Source organism: Bacillus sp. ISL-55, assembly GCF_018613155.1.
In the GTDB taxonomy this organism is placed as follows: Bacteria; Bacillota; Bacilli; order Bacillales; family Cytobacillaceae; genus Mesobacillus.
The window spans coordinates 235,042-253,194 of record NZ_JAGGQU010000001.1; the positions used below are offsets into that span (position 1 = coordinate 235,042).

22 protein-coding genes are annotated in these 18,153 nt (G+C 41.8%); 17 read left to right on the plus strand and 5 right to left on the minus strand.

All coding sequences use genetic code 11. The annotated features are described in order from the left end of the window. Positions 1–299: 299 nt before the first annotated feature. The 6 genes from tkt (at position 300) to J7E32_RS01200 (ending at position 5,685) form a co-directional block, all read left to right on the plus strand. Positions 300–2,309, plus strand: coding sequence for a transketolase (gene tkt, locus J7E32_RS01175; protein ID WP_214902382.1), 2,010 nt, complete (start codon positions 300–302; stop codon positions 2,307–2,309). Between the two features lie 158 nt (positions 2,310–2,467). Next, entirely contained in the window at positions 2,468–2,893 is a 426-nt protein-coding gene (locus tag J7E32_RS01180) for a VOC family protein (protein ID WP_214902385.1), read from the plus strand. 297 nt (positions 2,894–3,190) lie between these two features. Continuing rightward, positions 3,191–3,538, plus strand: a complete 348-nt coding sequence (locus tag J7E32_RS01185) for a CBO0543 family protein (RefSeq protein WP_286182557.1) — start codon at positions 3,191–3,193, stop codon at positions 3,536–3,538. Positions 3,539–3,855: 317 nt separating this feature from the next. Next, the gene (locus J7E32_RS01190; protein ID WP_214902387.1) at positions 3,856–4,602 is read left to right on the plus strand and encodes an SDR family NAD(P)-dependent oxidoreductase; all 747 of its coding nucleotides are present in this window, start codon (positions 3,856–3,858) and stop codon (positions 4,600–4,602) included. A gap of 107 nt (positions 4,603–4,709) precedes the next feature. Further along, complete coding sequence (locus tag J7E32_RS01195; RefSeq protein WP_214902391.1) at positions 4,710–5,405, plus strand: lysozyme family protein; 696 nt, start codon at positions 4,710–4,712, stop codon at positions 5,403–5,405. Between the two features lie 130 nt (positions 5,406–5,535). Then, positions 5,536–5,685 carry a hypothetical protein gene (locus J7E32_RS01200; protein WP_214902394.1) on the plus strand — a complete coding sequence of 50 codons (150 nt, stop codon included), beginning with the start codon at positions 5,536–5,538 and terminating at the stop codon, positions 5,683–5,685. A gap of 39 nt (positions 5,686–5,724) precedes the next feature. Here the strand turns inward: J7E32_RS01200 and J7E32_RS01205 are convergent, their stop codons facing one another. Further along, complete coding sequence (locus tag J7E32_RS01205) at positions 5,725–6,360, minus strand: FMN-dependent NADH-azoreductase (RefSeq protein WP_214902396.1); 636 nt, start codon at positions 6,358–6,360, stop codon at positions 5,725–5,727. A 251-nt stretch (positions 6,361–6,611) separates the two neighbouring features. On the opposite strand from J7E32_RS01205, the gene sirA reads away from it, so the two are divergent. Together sirA and J7E32_RS01215 are read left to right on the plus strand one after the other, a co-directional pair. Further along, on the plus strand, positions 6,612–7,052 hold the full coding sequence (gene sirA / locus J7E32_RS01210; RefSeq protein WP_214902398.1) for a sporulation inhibitor of replication protein SirA: 441 nt from the start codon (positions 6,612–6,614) through the stop codon (positions 7,050–7,052). Positions 7,053–7,210: 158 nt separating this feature from the next. Beyond that, positions 7,211–7,426, plus strand: coding sequence for a YneF family protein (locus J7E32_RS01215; RefSeq protein ID WP_483297588.1), 216 nt, complete (start codon positions 7,211–7,213; stop codon positions 7,424–7,426). Positions 7,427–7,740: 314 nt separating this feature from the next. Here J7E32_RS01215 and J7E32_RS01220 read toward each other — a convergent pair whose 3' ends face one another. Continuing rightward, entirely contained in the window at positions 7,741–7,902 is a 162-nt protein-coding gene (locus J7E32_RS01220) for a hypothetical protein (protein WP_214902402.1), read from the minus strand. 140 nt (positions 7,903–8,042) lie between these two features. Here J7E32_RS01220 and J7E32_RS01225 point away from each other — a divergent pair, with 140 nt between their 5' ends. The 4 genes from J7E32_RS01225 (at position 8,043) to J7E32_RS01240 (ending at position 11,029) form a co-directional block, all read left to right on the plus strand. Beyond that, complete coding sequence (locus tag J7E32_RS01225) at positions 8,043–8,498, plus strand: GNAT family N-acetyltransferase (RefSeq protein ID WP_214902404.1); 456 nt, start codon at positions 8,043–8,045, stop codon at positions 8,496–8,498. Positions 8,499–8,509: 11 nt separating this feature from the next. Further along, on the plus strand, positions 8,510–8,884 hold the full coding sequence (locus tag J7E32_RS01230) for a DUF2750 domain-containing protein (RefSeq protein WP_214902406.1): 375 nt from the start codon (positions 8,510–8,512) through the stop codon (positions 8,882–8,884). A gap of 88 nt (positions 8,885–8,972) precedes the next feature. Next, complete coding sequence (locus J7E32_RS01235) at positions 8,973–10,268, plus strand: MFS transporter (protein WP_214902408.1); 1,296 nt, start codon at positions 8,973–8,975, stop codon at positions 10,266–10,268. 119 nt (positions 10,269–10,387) lie between these two features. Beyond that, positions 10,388–11,029 (plus strand): Type 1 glutamine amidotransferase-like domain-containing protein, encoded by a 642-nt coding sequence (locus J7E32_RS01240; RefSeq protein WP_214902411.1) that lies wholly within the window; start codon positions 10,388–10,390, stop codon positions 11,027–11,029. Between the two features lie 291 nt (positions 11,030–11,320). Here the strand turns inward: J7E32_RS01240 and J7E32_RS01245 are convergent, their stop codons facing one another. Next, the gene (locus J7E32_RS01245; protein WP_214902413.1) at positions 11,321–11,674 is read right to left on the minus strand and encodes a response regulator transcription factor; all 354 of its coding nucleotides are present in this window, start codon (positions 11,672–11,674) and stop codon (positions 11,321–11,323) included. Between the two features lie 193 nt (positions 11,675–11,867). Between J7E32_RS01245 and J7E32_RS01250 the strand changes: the two genes are divergently transcribed. The 5 genes from J7E32_RS01250 to J7E32_RS01270 are packed head-to-tail and all read left to right on the plus strand — an operon-like array spanning position 11,868 to position 15,777. Further along, positions 11,868–12,509: a class I SAM-dependent DNA methyltransferase gene (locus J7E32_RS01250; RefSeq protein WP_214902416.1), complete on the plus strand. Its 642-nt coding sequence runs from the start codon at positions 11,868–11,870 to the stop codon at positions 12,507–12,509. Positions 12,510–12,538: 29 nt separating this feature from the next. Next, the gene (mtnN, locus tag J7E32_RS01255) at positions 12,539–13,243 is read left to right on the plus strand and encodes a 5'-methylthioadenosine/S-adenosylhomocysteine nucleosidase (RefSeq protein WP_214902417.1); all 705 of its coding nucleotides are present in this window, start codon (positions 12,539–12,541) and stop codon (positions 13,241–13,243) included. After that, the gene (locus tag J7E32_RS01260) at positions 13,237–13,704 is read left to right on the plus strand and encodes an S-ribosylhomocysteine lyase (protein WP_023614705.1); all 468 of its coding nucleotides are present in this window, start codon (positions 13,237–13,239) and stop codon (positions 13,702–13,704) included. The genes mtnN and J7E32_RS01260 overlap by 7 nt, the downstream gene beginning before the upstream one ends. 15 nt (positions 13,705–13,719) lie before the next feature. Continuing rightward, entirely contained in the window at positions 13,720–14,643 is a 924-nt protein-coding gene (locus J7E32_RS01265) for a PLP-dependent cysteine synthase family protein (protein WP_214902426.1), read from the plus strand. Beyond that, positions 14,644–15,777 carry a bifunctional cystathionine gamma-lyase/homocysteine desulfhydrase gene (locus J7E32_RS01270; protein WP_214902428.1) on the plus strand — a complete coding sequence of 378 codons (1,134 nt, stop codon included), beginning with the start codon at positions 14,644–14,646 and terminating at the stop codon, positions 15,775–15,777. It abuts the gene before it with no gap. Positions 15,778–16,170: 393 nt separating this feature from the next. Here the strand turns inward: J7E32_RS01270 and J7E32_RS01275 are convergent, their stop codons facing one another. Next, a complete protein-coding gene (locus J7E32_RS01275; protein WP_214902430.1) occupies positions 16,171–17,481 on the minus strand; it encodes a nucleobase:cation symporter-2 family protein in 1,311 nt (436 codons plus the stop codon). Further along, a complete protein-coding gene (locus J7E32_RS01280) occupies positions 17,478–18,083 on the minus strand; it encodes a xanthine phosphoribosyltransferase (protein WP_214902432.1) in 606 nt (201 codons plus the stop codon). The genes J7E32_RS01275 and J7E32_RS01280 overlap by 4 nt, the downstream gene beginning before the upstream one ends. Between the last annotated feature and the right edge of the window lie 70 nt (positions 18,084–18,153).

Here is an 18,153-nt window from a genome sequence, read left to right on the forward strand (position 1 = left end):
CCATTTTTATTTTTGTTGAATTTATAATAAATAATTCACTAGTTTGTTTCAACTCCCTAAATAATTGGGAAGTAGACTAAGGTAAGATACAGAGATAACCATGCGAGCACTAAAAAGCGCTTCTTAGGATTTATTTTTTTACTCACAAAGGCTATCATTTACATATCAACAGCGAGTTTGTGTCAAAATAGATAACAATACGGCCATTTCTGTCTCTTTCAGGCACAATTTGTTGTATAATAATTTCTCTCGCTATAATATTAAGGATGTAGCCAGTACCTATAGAAAGGATGTATATAATGTTTAAAGAAATTGATATGCTTTCAATTGATTCCATTCGTACTTTATCAATTGATGCAATTGAAAAGGCAAATTCCGGCCACCCAGGAATGCCGATGGGGGCAGCTCCAATGGCATACACATTGTGGACTCGTTACATGAACATCAACCCTAAAAACCCAGAATGGTTTAACCGTGATCGTTTTGTATTGTCAGCTGGACATGGTTCAATGCTGTTATACAGCTTGCTGCACCTTGCAGGATATGATCTGACAATGGATGATATTAAACAATTCCGCCAGTGGGGAAGCAAGACTCCAGGACACCCTGAGTTCGGGCATACTGCCGGTGTAGACGCAACAACTGGACCACTTGGCCAGGGTATTGCTATGGCAGTTGGTATGGCCATGGCTGAACGCCACCTTGCTGCTGTATACAATAAAGATAACTATAATCTCGTTGATCACTATACATATAGTATTTGCGGTGATGGCGATCTAATGGAAGGTGTATCTGCTGAAGCAGCATCACTGGCAGCTCACCTGAAACTAGGCAGAATGATCGTCCTTTATGATTCAAACGATATTTCTTTGGATGGAGATCTTGATAAGTCATTCTCTGAAAGTGTTGAAGGCCGATTCAAGTCGTATGGCTGGCAATACATTCGCGTCGAAGACGGCAACAACCTTGAAGAAATCGCAAGAGCAATTGAAGAAGCTAAGATGGATGAAGACCGTCCAACAATGATCGAAGTCAAGACGGTCATCGGATATGGTTCACCTAACCTTTCTGGTAAATCAGATGTTCACGGCGCTCCACTGGGTGCTGATGAATTGAAGCTTACTAAGGAAGCTTATAAGTGGACTTTTGAAGAAGACTTCCATGTACCAAGTGAGGTATATGAACACTTCAAACAGCAAATCGCTGATAAAGGTGAACAAACGGAACAAGCTTGGAACGAGCTTTTCGCAAAATATAAGAGCGAATATCCTGAACTAGGAGCCCAGCTTGAAAAAGCAATGAAGGGTGAGTTAGTTGTAGGATGGGATAAAGACATTCCAGTATACGAAGAAGGCAAGAGCCTTGCTAGCCGTGCATCTTCAGGAGAAGCACTTAATGGAATCGCGAAAAACCTTCCTTACCTGGTCGGCGGATCGGCTGACCTTGCCGGATCAAACAAAACAATGATCAAAGGAACGGGTGACTTCTTCCCAGGTTCATTCGATGGCCGTAACATCTGGTTCGGTGTTCGTGAATTCGCAATGGGTGCTGCAATGAACGGTATGGCACTTCACGGTGGACTTAAGGTATTTGGCGGAACATTCTTCGTGTTCTCCGACTATTTAAAGCCGGCAATCAGACTTGCTGCACTAATGGGCTTGCCTGTAACATACGTATTTACTCATGACAGCATAGCAGTAGGGGAAGATGGCCCAACGCATGAGCCAGTTGAACAGCTTGCTGGACTTCGCGCTATGCCGAACCTGTCTGTGATCCGTCCTGCAGACGGCAACGAAACAGCAGCTGCATGGAAGCTTTCAGTCGAATCAACTAAGACGCCTACAGCTCTTGTGTTGACTCGCCAAAACCTGCCAACAATCAAAGATACTGACAAGAATGCGTACGATGGCGTATCAAAAGGTGCTTACGTCATTTCTCCAGCTGGAAAAGAAACTGCAGATGCAATGCTTCTAGCGGCAGGTTCAGAAGTCGGCCTTGCGGTTAAAGCACAAGAAGCTCTTGCTTCTGAAGGCATAGACGTAGCGGTTGTAAGCATGCCTTCATGGGATCGCTTCGAGCAGCAGTCTAAGGAGTACAAAGAAAGTGTCATTCCTAAGTCTGTCAAGAAGCGCCTTGGAATCGAAATGGGTTCTTCTCTTGGCTGGCACCGTTATGTTGGTGACGAGGGTGAAGTACTTGCGATCGATACATTTGGTGCATCAGCTCCAGGAGACAAGATTTTGGAAGAGTACGGTTTCTCTGTTAACAATGTAGTAGCACGCGTAAAGGCATTGCTAGAGCAAAACTAATTAACACTTAAAATGACGAGTATGGGATTTGATTCCGTACTCGTTTTTTTTTGTTAAATAAAAATTTGTCCGGTAAAGATGATTATTGTATTCTAATGGAGTATATGGTAAAATTTAATATAGAACAAATGTTCCTATTTTAAAATTGAGGTGTTGTCATGATAACAGGTATTGTTCCTTATCTTGTAACAAACGGAAATGGCCAGGAAGCGGTACAATTTTATCAAGATGCTTTAGGCGCAGAGATCATCAGTCTGCAGACATTTGGAGAGATGCCTCCCAATCCAGAGTATCCTCTTCCTGAAGAAGCAAAAGATCGGGTAATGAATGCACAAATGAAAATTGGCAACGCCAGCATAATGTTATCGGATACTTTTCCCGGTCAACCATACCAGCTTGGATCCCAGGTAACGATAGCACTTTTGGTAAATGATGAAGCAGAAGCAAAAGAAATTTTTGAGAAGATACAGGTGGATGGAAAGGTTACCATGCCTATCCAGGAAACCTTCTGGAGCCCTGCATATGGCCAGGTAACGGACAAATTTGGCGTAGAGTGGCAAGTATCAACAGAGAGTGAAAAATAAAATTCAAAGGCCAGACTGTGCCTAGTCTGGCCTTTGAATCATAAATATCACCGATTACTTCATATTTTCATTAGTTTTATGATGCTCCTAATAATTTCATCTTTCCACAGCATTCTGTGTGTAATCCACCAATTACCTTTTCCTTCGAATCGACGAACAAATTTAATTACGCCATAAACACTTTTTACCACCACTCTTTTTATCCCTTTCCATTAATAATACTGAGGGAATTTGTTTTTAGTTTTCATTAATATAAAGATATTGGAGAAGCTATTAAAAAAAGCTGGAGTGTAACTCATGCATTTTATTTACAACGGCTTGTTTCTAATAGCGGGAATCATTTGGGGTGATTGGAAACAGTGGCGAGAATATTATCCTACAATCCTCTACTATATTATTGGAGATTTATTAAAGTTTGCTTTGCTTTACAATTTCTCCATGTGGACCTATCAAGAGACAATTTGGGGTGAGAACATCCTTATGAATCATACCATCATCTCCCTCATGATCATGGTCATTGTTTATCCTTCAACCATCCTTATATACCTCGGCAGATTTCCACAAACGAGGTGGAAGAAGCTAGCGTGGATTTCCTTTTGGGCATTCCTTTATACATTCGTTGAGTTCATCATGAAAAGTATTTAAATTTAATCAATCATCACCATGGCTGGAACATAGGTTGGTCCCTTTTGTTCAACTTCGTTATGTTTTCATTGCTAAGAATTCATTTCAAAAATCCTCTTTTAGCATGGGGATTGTCAATTCTATGGGTTATCTATTTACTGAACGTCTTTAATGTCCCGATTGATCGGATGAAATAAGCTGGATTTTTATATTATATTGCAACGGTTTTGATAAAGGCGCACTTACTAAAATTGGAGTTATAATGGATAAATATGAGTGATAACAAAATAAAAGGGGAAAAGCCAAAAAGATAGATGTGAGGAAGGGGTTTTACAGAAATGAGAGGAACATTAGAGGGAAAGGTAGTCATCGTAACGGGAGGATCGAATGGGATTGGCAGAGGAATAGCCGAGGCTTTTGTTAAAGAACGGGCCACTGTTTGCATTGCGGATTTAGATGAGGAAAAGGGCAAAGAAGTTATTCGACTGCTGGAAGGCATGGATGGACAAGCCGCCTTTTATAAAACAGACGTCAGGAAAGAAGAAGATATTTTAAATCTAGTAGAAAGTGCAATTAAAGATTTCGGCAAAATTGATATTTTAATCAATAATGCTGGGGTTTCGAGATTCAAGCCTCTATTTGAACTGACGACTGCAGAGTGGGAGGATGTCGTGTTTACTAATCTCAGGAGTGTTTTCATCGGTTCACGTGAAGCTGCCCGCAGGATGAAGGCAGGAGGCCGGATTATCAATATAGCATCAACAAGAGCAACCATGTCCGAACCCAACTCAGAAGCTTATGCTTCATCTAAAGGCGGAATCATTGCATTGACCCATGCTCTGGCAGCTTCTCTTCAAGAGAATGGGATCACGGTCAATTCCATAAGTCCTGGCTGGATTCAAACAGAAGATTATGACCAGCTCAGGGAGAAGGATCATAATCAGCATTGGTCCAATCGTGTAGGAAAACCTGAAGATATAGCCAAAGCCTGCCTCTATTTAGCGGACCCAGATAATGATTTTATTAATGGACAGGATCTGATCATCGATGGTGGAATGACTCGTAAAATGATTTATGAAGAATAATTAAATGAAAGGGAGCTGCAAAAATGATTGCGGCTCCCTTTCAACTTTCAATATTTTTTTATAAAATAGGAGGAGGAGAAAGTACGCAATTGGGAGAGAAGTAATCGATGAAATACACGAAAAAGAAGCCCAAAAAGAAAAAGCAAGTCCAGAGAAACTTCAATCTGGCAATCTTATTCTTTATTGCCTTTATTGGTTTTTTCCTGCTTGATAGATTCCTGGATTTATATAATCAGAGTTTCAAAAAAATGAATGTTGGTGGAAATAGTTCAATTGGAGAAGTTGCCAAGTATACTCCGATGATTGAGGAGGAATTAAAAAAGGTTGGACTGGACGGACATACCGTCACAGTCGCAGCTTTAATGATGCAGGAAAGCCGGGGGAAGGGCGGGGATCCTATGCAAGCCTCTGAATCTGCTGGCCTTGCACCAAATACAATTCAGGATCCTAAACAAAGCGTCCAACAAGGTGTAAAGTACTTCAATCGAGTTGTTGAATATGGAAATAAGAAGCAAGTGGACTTCCCCACAGTCATCCAGTCATACAATATGGGAATCGGCTATATTGACTTTGTAGCAAAAAATGGTGGTAAGCACAGCGAGGAGCTGGCAAAGAAGGCTTCGATGATCCAGGTTGAAAAAAATCCGCAAACATATAATTGCGGCGGTGATAAGAACAATTTCCGTTATCCTTATTGCTATGGTGACTTCACCTACAGCACAAAGGTTGCTAAACATATGGAATCAATTACGGTTAGTAATCCAGCTAATTTAAACGAGGCAACTACGAAGCGTTCTTTTTAAAGTCAAAACATCCGAGTATTCGGGTGTTTTTTTATTTAGAAAATTTTTCAGATAAAGCAGGAAAAAAGAATGGACACGGTAAATATATTAGTAACAAATACCTATACTAATGATCAGGAGGTGTGTATATATGTTTGAATATGGCAAGGACATTCCACTGGACGGGGCGGCAGTAACTCAGGCTACTCAACAAGCGAAATCTAATGAACAGGCAATCTCGGAAGGTGCTGTTTACAGTTTCGACCATCGGATGGACATTCCATTGGATGAAGTAAAATAAAACAGTAAAAAAGCCTGGAAACAGGCTTTTTTTACTGTTTTAAAATTGTTTCGCAAGCTCGTTCGCGCGTTGAATTGCTTGTTGTTTGATATCCTGAGCTTTATCAGGCGTAGCTGCCATACCTTCTACCGCCAGTGTTTCAACATCAGTCACACCCATGAAGGCAAGAACCGCACGAAGATAACGATCGCCAAATTCCAGATCTTTAGCAGGACCTTCTGAGTAAACACCGCCTCGTGCCTGGATATGAAGGGCTTTTTTACCACCAAGCAAACCAACAGGACCTTCTGCCGTATACTTAAAAGTCTTACCGGCGATTGCAATATTGTCAATGTAAGCTTTCATTTTTGGAGGGAAACTGAAATTCCATAAAGGAGTTGCAAAGATGTACTTATCCCCTGCGATAAATTGGTCTGTCAATTGATTAATCGAGCTGACTTTTTGTTTTTCATCGTCACTAAGCTGTTCGAAAGCAGATCCTTGCTGTAATTTGCCCCAGCCGCTGAAAACGTCGGTATCAATGAAAGGCACGTCCATTTTATAAAGGTCCAATCTGACAACCTCATCTTCAGGGTTAATTTCACGGTAGGCTTTAATGAACTCCTCCCCAACCGATAAACTGAACGATTCTTCAACCGGTTTTGGATTCGCTGTAATGTAAAGTACTGTAGCCATGCATAGTCATCCTTTCTCTTTCTAATTAACATTGATATATTCCCCTGATTACATGCGAGTATTCCATTTTTGAAAGAAAAACTGTATAACCTCTTATTTCGTGACAAAGGAATTGGTGAAAATTATAATAAAAAGTGAGAAAGTTTTGAATTCGACATAATTAGTGGATTTTTTCGGCATCTTTAGACAAACGCAGACTGAACGTTTTCCTATAATAAAGACAAAAGCTTGTCTGCAGAGGAGGGGATCATGTGAGATCCTACCAGCTATATCTAATAGAAGATGAATTTGCCTCCCATTATTTCGGAAGAGAACGGATGTTTTATCAATTGTTTTTGGAATATAGTCAAGCTAACGATGACCTTAAATCTATCATTGCCAAGCAAGTCAAGTTCGTTACAAAATCCATTCCTGTCCTTCGCATCCATCAGCTCCTGCATCAACAGCTTGCCAAGGCAAAAGGGTTCCATGTTGACAACGGCACATATATTTATGAAAATAACACAAATAACAGTTCAGCCACGCTTAGAGTCCATGAGAGATGGCTAGAACTGGACTCCCATGGGCAAGTAGACGCGGAAACAGTCTTTTTTGAAATCCTCCGGAAATGTGAATCATCATTCCTGGCTATCGATCTCGAATCAAACAAATACGGCTGGCTCAAGCCGATTAAAGAACGTAAATATGTATAATGAAGGCTGATGCACTTAATGCTGATTGCTTTTAGCGTATTTAATGCAAAAAGTTTTCTAAATAAGCTTATTTAATAGAGAAAAAAACCTACAGATATTGTATAATAGCTGTTGGTTTAGTACACTGTATGTTAGACAACATGAAGGAGGAAGTTTTTATGTGGACGTATATTCTAGTTGGTATACTGGCATTAATTGTCGGTGTAGCGCTAGGATTTTTCATTGCTCGTAGATACATGGAGAGCTACTTAAAGAAAAATCCGCCAATCAACGAACAAATGCTTAAAATGATGATGATGCAAATGGGTATGAAACCATCCCAGAAGAAAATCAATCAAATGATGTCAGCAATGAACAAGCAGACAGGAAAATAATAAAGGACAAGCACTCATTTCTTTCGCGATGGGTGCTTTTCTTATTTGGAGAGTATCTTAAGGACATTTTATGGTTGGTTGGAATCAAGATGTCTAAGAAGAAGGGTTTAATGGACATTTTGAGGTGTGGATTAGATTGAAATGTCTAAGAAGAAGGGTTTAATGGACATTTTGAGGTGTGGATTGGCTTGAAATGTCTAAGAAGAAAGGTTTAATGGACATTTTGATGTGTAAATAGAATTGAAATGTCTATTAAGAACTTAATACATCGCGACCATTAAAATGTTTGGATAAAAATAACGCCGAAAATGGCGTTATTTTTGCTTCTTTGCTAGGTCTCCATCTTTATTCTTAGTACCTTGCTGAAAAATAGAATCGAAAAATTCGTCCGCAGTTTCCATTACGCCTCCATGAAGCTGGCCGTCAGCACCGGCTTTGTTTTTATCGCCTTTAACTGGATTATGGATTCTTACCATAGAAAATACACCTCCTATAATTAGGCTTTGTTATCAAAGAACAAAATAACCAGGCCTGTAGCGAATGTTAAACAATGGCAGGACATCTGATGGTAAATACAGAATATGAAACCTAAGGAATTTTTAAAAGGGGATTATATATGTATCAATATTTCAACGGACTTGTCATAAGGGAAGGCACGGAAGGAATACCGGCGGAAAAGGTTGAGAAGCTTTTTGAAGACGCGGGCTGGGTAAGGAATACTCCAGATTGGCAAAAGGAAAAGTTTTCTCTGATATTCAAAAATTCCACCTGGGCGTTTACAGTGTGGGACCAAAATGAAATGGTCGGAATGGTCAGGGTCATTTCGGATCAGATTATGGCAGCGAATATTATGGACCTGGCCGTTTTAACGGAATATCGTGGAAAAGGCATTGGCCAGAAGCTCGTGCAGCTTTGCGTTCAAAGACTTCCCCATGGAGACTGGTTTGCCCATACTTCTGCCAACAATTTCAGCTTCTATGAAAAATGCGGTTTTGAGGTAAAGGACCTTTCGCAAAATGGTACTTGTGCGTATTATGGGTATATTCAGGCGCGTAAAGATGGGCATAGATAGGAGTGCTGTAATTGAATCAACGTGAATTTGATGCAGTCATCAGGCAGCCAGCTGCTGTAAGGTACGAATACTTCATAAAAAAAGCCGCAGATTATGAAGAGGTATGGGGACTATATAACGAAGGCTTGGCAACTGCTCAAGATGATTTCGGCAATACGCTTCTCCCATTATTCCCTAATGAGAAGTTCGCAAAAGCCTTTGCGAAGAAAGAATGGGAAGGCTATAGTCCGAAAAGAATTGAATTGGACCACTTCCTCGAAAAGTGGCTTCCGGGAATGGAATCTGGCGGAGTCAAACCTTCCATTTTTCCAACGGACACAGATTCTGCCGTAATTGATGTGAACACATTAAGGGAAGATTTAGAAACTGAGCTGGAGAACTATTGAATCTACGATTGAATTTAAATGATATTCAAATTATACCCAATGTGGTATAATTGCTGCATCTTGGTTTTAAGAAAGTGAGAGCTGGAAAATGTCACATCAAACAGATGATGCAGCGGCTTTGGAGAGTCAACCCGAGTGGCTGCAAGCTTATGTTGAATCACCTGAAAAACAAAAAACATTGTATAAAAAGACATTATTAATAGTTGTTTTATCTCAGATTTTCGGCGGAGCAGGTCTCGCTGCAGGTATTACCGTTGGTGCGCTGTTGGCTAAAGATATGCTTGGCACGGATAGTGTCGCCGGTCTTCCAATAGCTCTGTTCACCCTGGGATCTGCTGGAGCGGCTCTCGTTGTCGGACGTCTTTCGCAACGCTATGGCAGGCGGGCGGGCCTTGCTTCAGGATTTTTAACAGGCGGAATTGGCGCCATTGGGGTAATCATTGCCGCGGTAACGCACAATATCTTTTTGCTTTTTGCGGCGCTTTTAATATACGGTGCGGGAAGTGCGACAAATTTACAGGCGCGGTATGCGGGGACAGACCTGGCCAGTTCGAAACAACGTGCGACAGCAGTCAGTATCGCGATGGTGTCCACGACGTTTGGCGCTGTGGCCGGTCCTAATCTTGTCGAGGTAATGGGGGAGTTTGCCATTTCTGTAGGGCTACCGGCTTTGTCCGGACCATTCATTCTCGCAGCCGCAGCTTATATCGTTGCTGGATTAGTGCTATTGTTTTTCCTCCGACCCGATCCGTTTGTGGTCGCAAGGGCGATTGCATTGGCAGAACGAAATGCTAAAGCCAGTTCCCCTGATTATGTAGAGGAAGAACTCGTAACGGATAAGAAGGGTATCGGAGTTGCCGCCCTTATTATGGTCCTCACACAAATGGTGATGGTAGCGATCATGACGATGACTCCGGTGCATATGGGCAGCCATGGACACGGTTTAAGCGCTGTTGGGATGGTAATTGGGTTCCATATTGGGGCTATGTATCTGCCTTCTTTATTGACTGGTGTACTTGTTGATAAAGTTGGGCGTGCGACGATGGCGGTCGCTTCAGGCGTTACACTGCTGATTTCCGGTGTGATGGCTGCTGTTGCTCCGGGTGAATCCATGCTCTGGATTACTCTTTCACTCATTCTTCTCGGTCTCGGCTGGAATTTTGGCCTGATCAGCGGAACCGCATTGCTTGTCGATGCAACTAATCCAACCAACCGCGCTAAAATGCAAGGAACTGTAGATGTGATGGTCGCGTTGTCGGGAGCCACGGGCGGGATGCTTTCCGGGATGGTTGTAGCGAATTCTAGCTTTGCCTTCCTGTCACTGGCAGGAGGCGTACTATCCTTAGTTTTAATACCATTTGTGGTTTGGTCAAATAAAAAGTAATAGTTCAATCTTAAGAGTCTGGATGGCCCAGGCTCTTTTTATTTGGCACTTTTGCAGGTTTTTACAGTTTTATTAGCGAACTTATCATGATGAAAAATTTGCAGAAAGAGTTGGTCTAGATGAGTAAATTAGTGTTGCTGAGTGATTTAAGAAACATGAATCCTGCGTTAAAAAACAGAATCAAGGAATTAACAGGCTCTAAGCCTTTTAAGTTAGCTTATATCCCATCACGAACTGATAAAGAAAGATGGTATTTCGAAAAGGCCAAGCCAGAGTTAACGAGTTGGGGTGTTACAGAATTCTTCTATTTTGATGTAGACGATGAGTTCGAGGAATCCAAACTGAAGGAGTTCAGAGGCTGTGACGGCATTTTCCTGTCAGGGGGTAATACATATCATTTTTTGAAAAACCTGAAGGAATGGACCGTTGTTAAATATATTAAAGAAATGGTGAACGAGGGAAAACCTTTAATCGGTGTTAGTGCGGGAAGCATCATGATGTCAAAGTCGATCAAGATTGCCGAATTCCATGATGAAAATGAAGTTCAGTTAAAGGAATTAAATAGCTTAGGATTGGTGGATTTTGAATTTATGCCACATTGGAACAGAGAATATAATCAGCTGGATGAGCTATTAAAATATTCTCTTCTCCAGGAAGAAAGCATATTTACCTGCCGTGATGGCGATGGAATTGTCATTGAAGGAGATACAATCGAGTCTTACGGAGAAATAAAAGAAATCCGAAAAGGTAAATTGTTATAAATTTAAAAAAATGCATGATAAACAGTGCTCTAACGGACAAACGGAAGGCGGAGACCGAGAAAAATGTCCGATAGAAGAGCTCTAATGGACAAACGGCAGGCGGAAATCAGCAAAAATGTCCGATAGAAGAGCTCTAACGGACAAACGGAAGGTGGAAACCGAGAAAAGTGTCCGATAGAAGAGCTCTAACGGACAAACGGAAGGTGGAGACCGAGAGAAGTGTCCGATAGAAGAGCTCTAACGGACAAACGGAAGGTGGAGACCGAGAAAAATGTCCGATAGAGGTCTAAACTATAACAGGTCTTTTACTTTCGAAACTACATCCTTCGGGCTGAATGGCTTTAGGATGTATTCACTGGCCCCTAATTCTTCTCCTCGTTTGAGGTCATGAGCTTCCCCTTTGGCAGAAAGCATGATCACGGGTGTGTTTTTAGTTTTCCTGATTTCCTCTAAAACTGAAAAACCATTTCTTCCTGGCATTAAAATGTCCAGGATGATGATGTCAAAGGAATCTTGGAGCGCTTTCTCCAAAGCTTCGTCGCCATTGTCCGCGACTTCCACAACAAATGCTTCTCTTTCTAGGTACATCTTTAATAAATGGCTAATTCTTTGCTCGTCCTCTGCAACTAGCACTCTTTTCCCCATTTTTTCCCCCTGAAATGTCTTTGTTTATAGTAAGTATACACTATTATTGAGTTGTTTTCTTCGATGCAAAGGGAATTTCATCCCGATAAAATAAATTGATTTAGAAAATTGAGTATGCTAATATGTGACCTATACTATTTTAATTCATACTATACATATAGGAATTATAATAATTAAAAAGTGGGTGAATATTTTGGGCAGAGAATTTATCCCCTTGTTTGACGAATGGGCAGAGTTTTACGATGAAACGGTCTCTGGGCAAGACGCTGAATATAAAGATGTTTTTGAGAATTACGAGGCAATTTTAGATTTAGTAGCTCGAAAGTCAAAGGGGAAGGTGCTTGAATTTGGTGTTGGAACAGGGAATCTTACAGAGAAACTAATCGGCTTGGGCAGAGAGGTATATGGAGTGGAGCCTTCAAAAGTCATGAGAGAAAAAACGAAGGCTCGGTTCATGAAGCTAAAATTATACGATGGAGATTTTATTCAATTTTCAAATCTTCCTGAAAAAATAGATTCAATTGTCAGTACTTATGCTTTTCATCATTTAACTGATGATGAGAAGAATACCGCCATAAAGCTATACAGCGAAATGTTAGAAACAGGTGGAAAGATCGTATTTGCGGATACTGCTTTTTTAAATGAAAGTGACCGCAATGAAAGGCATAGGATAGTAAAGGAACAAGGCTACGAGAATCTCCTCAAGGATTTGGAGAGGGAGCACTATACGACTCTGGAGGTATTAAAGCAAATCTTTGAGATACATGGTTTCCAGGTTAATTTTGAAAAGTTAAACTCCTATGTTTGGCTAATGGAAGCCGTGAAAGAAAAGTAAAATTAAAGATAGTATGGGGGAGAGGCACGATGAGAGTTGGGATTATCGGTGCAATGGATGAAGAAGTAGATTTGCTTCGCAGCAAACTAGAAAACAGGGAAGATCTCTATCTTGCAGGAAGTGAATTTTACCAAGGTGAAATTGATAGCTTGCAAGTAGTCCTGCTGAAGTCAGGAATCGGCAAAGTAAATGCGGCAATGGGGACAGCGATCCTTATTGATAAATTCCAACCCGATGTCATCATCAATACAGGTTCTGCAGGCGGATTTCATAAAAATCTGAATGTCGGAGATGTCGTCATCTCGACAGAAGTAAGGCATCACGATGTCGATGTCACAATCTTTGGATACGAATATGGCCAGGTACCAAGGATGCCTGCTTACTTCGCCCCAGATGAAAAGCTTGTCACTGTCGCGTTAATGAGCGCTGAAAAGATTGACGGCATTCAGATAGTTAAAGGCTTGATCGCTTCAGGTGATTCCTTCATGAATGACCCGGAGAGGGTAGAGTTTATCAGAACCAAGCTTCCTAATTTGTATGCAGCAGAAATGGAAGCAGCAGCGATCGCCCAGGTAGCCCATCAGTTCGAAGTTCCATTTGTCATTATCAGGTCGCTTTCCGATATTGCAGGAAAAGATTCAAATATCTCGTTTGATCAATTCCTTGAAACGGCCGCAAAAAATTCCGCAGAACTGATTTTACTAATGTTAGAGGAGCTGAAGAAGCAATGGTAAAGAAAATGAATGTAGAAAGCTTTAATTTAGATCACACGAAGGTGGCGGCACCATATATCCGTTTGGCGGGAACAACACAAGGAGCAAGTGGCGATGTCATCCATAAATATGATATCCGATTTTGCCAGCCGAACAAGGAGCATATGGAGATGCCTGGTCTTCATTCACTTGAACATTTAATGGCAGAAAATATTCGTAATCATCATGCCAGTGTCGTAGATATCAGTCCAATGGGTTGCCAGACTGGGTTTTATCTATCGGTAATCAACCATGATGATTATGACAATATTCTTGAAGTGTTAGAAAAAACTCTGAATGATGTGCTTGAGGCAGATGAGGTTCCTGCCTGCAATGAAATTCAGTGCGGATGGGCTGCGAGCCACAGCCTGGAGGGTGCAAAAGAAATCGCAGCGAAAATGCTGGCAAAAAAAGATGAGTGGCGCCAGGTATTCGCTGAATAAGGAGAGTTAAATGCAATGACGGTTTACCGCAGTATCCATGAAATTATAGGGCATACACCCATGGTTGAGCTTACCCAATTCCCTGTTCCTGACGAAGTTCGAATATTTGCGAAGCTGGAATACTTAAATCCGGGAGGGAGTATTAAAGACCGACTGGGATTAGAGTTGATCGACGAGGCGTTCCGTTCAGGGAAACTGATTAAAGGCGGTACCCTAATTGAGCCAACTGCAGGTAACACGGGGATCGGGCTGGCGTTGGCTGCAATCAATAAAGGTATTGATGTTGTTTTTGTAGTGCCGGAAAAATTCAGCATTGAAAAACAGACGATGATGAGGGCTCTCGGCGCTAATATCGTCCATACACCTACTTTGGAAGGGATGGCTGGAGCAATCCGCAAAACTGAACAATTGCTGGAAGAAATTCCTGATTCCTACTCACCATCCCAATTTTCCAATCCGTCAAATCCGGAAACTTACTATAAAACGCTGGGACCTGAGATTTGGCAAGACTTAGATGGTGAGATTGATATTTTCGTAGCTGGTGCCGGTACCGGAGGAACATTCATGGGTACTGCGAAGTTTTTAAAAGAAAATAATCCAATGATAAAGACCGTCATTGTTGAACCTGAGGGGTCAATCCTAAATGGAGGCCAGTCAGGGTCCCATAAAACAGAAGGAATCGGCATGGAATTCATTCCGCCTTATATGGATTCTGCTTTATTTGATGAAATCTATACTATTTCCGATAAAGATGCATTTAACACCGTGAAGGAACTCGCGGCTAGAGAGGGAATACTCGCTGCAAGCTCGTCTGGCGCAGCTCTTCACGCAGCTTTACAAGAAGCATGTAAGGCCCCTCCTGGCACAAACATCGTTACGATCTTCCCAGACGGAAGTGAGCGGTATCTTAGCAAAAAAATATACGAGGGGGGAATGTAAATGAAACGCAAAACAAAAATGATCCACGCTGGTATTCCGGGAGATAAAACTACGGGAGCCGTGTCCTTTCCAATTTACCAGGTAAGTACTTACAAGCAAGATGATGTTGGAGTCCATAAAGGCTATGAATATTCACGGACAGGGAATCCGACGAGGTTTGCCCTGGAAGAGTTAATCAAAGACTTGGAAGAGGGGAAAAGAGGATTTGCCTTTGGTTCCGGAATGGCGGCAATTACTGCAGTGATGATGTTATTTAACTCAGGTGACCATATCATCCTGACTGACGATGTATATGGCGGGACATACAGGGTTATGAACAAGGTCCTTAACCGGGTCGGAATTGAATCGACATTCGTGGATACAACAGACCTTGAAGCGGTAAAGGCAGCGATTCAGCCGAATACCAAGGCTCTATATATCGAGACACCAACAAATCCACTTTTAAAAGTAACAGACATTAAAGCATGTGCAGAACTGGCAAAAGAAAATGACTTGATGACAATCGTGGACAATACTTTCAGCACACCATACTGGCAGACTCCGTTGACTTTGGGTGCTGATATGGTTCTTCACTCTGCAACTAAGTATCTTGGCGGACATAGCGATGTAGTGGCTGGATTGGTTGTCGTGAACGATGAACAGCTGGCTGATGAGCTTCATTTTGTCCAAAACTCGACCGGAGGAATCTTAGGGCCTCAGGATTCCTGGCTGCTTGTGAGGGGAATTAAAACTTTAGGTCTTCGGATGGAAGCGCATGAAGAGAACACCAAAAAGATTGTCGAGTTCCTAAAGGACCACAAGAGTGTGGAGAAAATTTATTATCCTGGTCTCGAATCTCATCCTCAGCATTCAATCGCAAAAGAACAGGGAGGAGGATTCGGAGGCATGGTCAGCTTCGATGTAGGAAGCGGTGAAAAAGCAGCAGAGGTATTGAGCAAGGTTAAATATTTCACCCTTGCTGAAAGTCTTGGAGCAGTTGAAAGCTTAATCTCTGTTCCGGCAAAAATGACCCATGCATCCATACCAGCTGAGCGCAGGGCGGAATTAGGCATTACAGACGGGTTAATCAGAATCTCTGCTGGAATTGAAGATGTAGAGGATTTGATTGAGGATTTGGAACAGGCATTAAAATAGAATACACTTGAGCCGATTGGCGCCCTAAAATTGAGGATTTGAGAAAAAGAGGTCACCAATGAAGCCGATTGACGCCCTAAAATTCGAAATTTGAGAAAAAGAGGTCACCAATAAAGCCGATTGGCGCCCTGAAATTCAGGATTTGAGAAAAAGAGGTCACCAATGAAGCCGATTGGCGCCCTGAAATTCAGGATTTGAGAAAAAGAGGTCACCAATAAGCTGATTGGCGCCCAAAAATTGAGGTTTTGAGAAAAAGAGGTCACCAATGAAGCTGATTGACGCCCAAAAATCCGAGATTTTGTAAACACAGGTCATCAATAGAATAATAAAATGAAAATAGGCACCGGATTCAACCGGTGCCTTAATTTTATGCCCAGGTATGTATTAAAACCTTCAAGATGCCTTCTGTTCAGCAAAAGAAGATTGCTGGGCTGCTTGATTACTTTTAAATACATTGAACACCAGATTCAAGACGATGGCGGTTAAGCTTCCGGCGACAATGCCGTTTTCTGTCAGGATCCGGATGCTTGAAGGCATTTTGGCGAATAATTCCGGTACCGCTGTCACACCGAGTCCCATTCCGACCGAGCAGGCAATGATCAATAGATTCTCCTGAGATGAGAATTCTACCGTGCTAAGCATTTTAATCCCATAAGCGACAACCATACCAAACATAGCAACCATTGCTCCTCCTAAAACAGGGGTTGGGATAATCGTAGTCAATGCGCCAATTTTCGGTACGAGCCCGAGCAACACTAAAAATGCGCCTGCTGAGTATATGACATTCTTTGTTTTCACACCGGACAGTTGAAGAAGACCCACGTTTTGTGAGTAAGTTGTATAAGGAAAAGCGTTAAAAAATGCTCCGAGGATAATCGCAAGTCCTTCAGCACGGTAGCCACTTGCAAGATCTTTTTCTTCAAGCTTTTCTTCGCAAATATCTCCTAGAGCAAAGTAGACTCCTGTAGATTCCACAAGGCTGACCATCGCTACGAGAATCATTGTCAGGATTGCTGATAACTCAAATGTTGGCTGGCCAAAATAGAACGGTGCTGGCATATGCAGCCATGAAGCTTCCGAAACAGCACTGAAATTCACCATTCCCATAAAATATGCAACGATTGTTCCCCCAGCCAATCCCAACAAAATAGCAATGGCACGAACAAATCCTTTAAAGAAACGGAACAACAGAATAATGAACAGCAAAGTGCCGAATGCAAGTCCGATATTTGTAAGGGAACCAAAGTCTGGGCTGCCCTGTCCACCTGCCATATTATTCATCGCAACCGGAATTAAAGTGATCCCGATGATGGTTACAACAGATCCCGTCACTACCGGAGGGAAAAACCTGACAAGCCTGCCAAAGTACTTTGAAATCGCGACGACAAATATACCTGAGACAAGGATGGAGCCATATATAGCAGAAATACCATATTGTCCGCCAATCGCAATCATCGGTCCTACGGCAGTGAAAGTACAGCCCAGTACCACCGGAAGGCCGATGCCGAAGAATTTATTGCGCCATACTTGCAAAAGGGTAGCGATCCCGCACATGAAAATATCGATCGAAACTAAATAAGTTAACTGTTCTCCTGTTAAACCAAGGGCTCCGCCAACAATTAGCGGAACAATCACCGCTCCTGCGTACATCGCCAGTACATGCTGAATTCCCAATGAAGCTATTTTTATTGGATTCTGATTCATCGTGTCAATTCCACCTTTGTCTCAATTGTATGTTGTTCAAAACGGACAAAGCCATCTTTAAGGGAGCTTATAATCGCCAAAGATTCAACTCGATAGCCTTTTCTCCTCAGAAGGGATCCACCATCCTGAAATCCTTTTTCGATCACAATTCCGATACCCGCAATGGAGGCTTTTGCCTTGGTGGCTATTTCTGCAAGCCCAAGAGCTGCTTGTCCGTTGGCAAGGAAATCGTCAATGATCAATACCTTATCGTTTTCTGATATGTACTGATTTGAAACAGAAATTTCGCTTGTTTCTTCCTTGGTAAATGAATAGACAGAGGCTGTAATCAAATTATTTACGAGAGTAAGAGATTTTCTTTTTCTGGCAAAAACAACTGGTAGATTTAGCTGCAGTCCAGCCATTACAGCGGGAGCGATACCGGATGATTCAATCGTCAGTATTTTGGTGATTCCACAATCCTCAAACCGTCCAGCAAACTCTTTCCCAATTTCAAGCATCAGCTGCGGATCGATCTGGTGATTAAGGAACGAATCTACCTTTAAAACTGATGATGATAGGACGCTTCCTTCTTTTTTAATTTTTTCAATAAGCAATTCCATCGTATTCCTCCTTGTAAATGAGGGCTGTAAAATACAAAAAAGCCCAAAGCATTGCATTCACATCATAAAA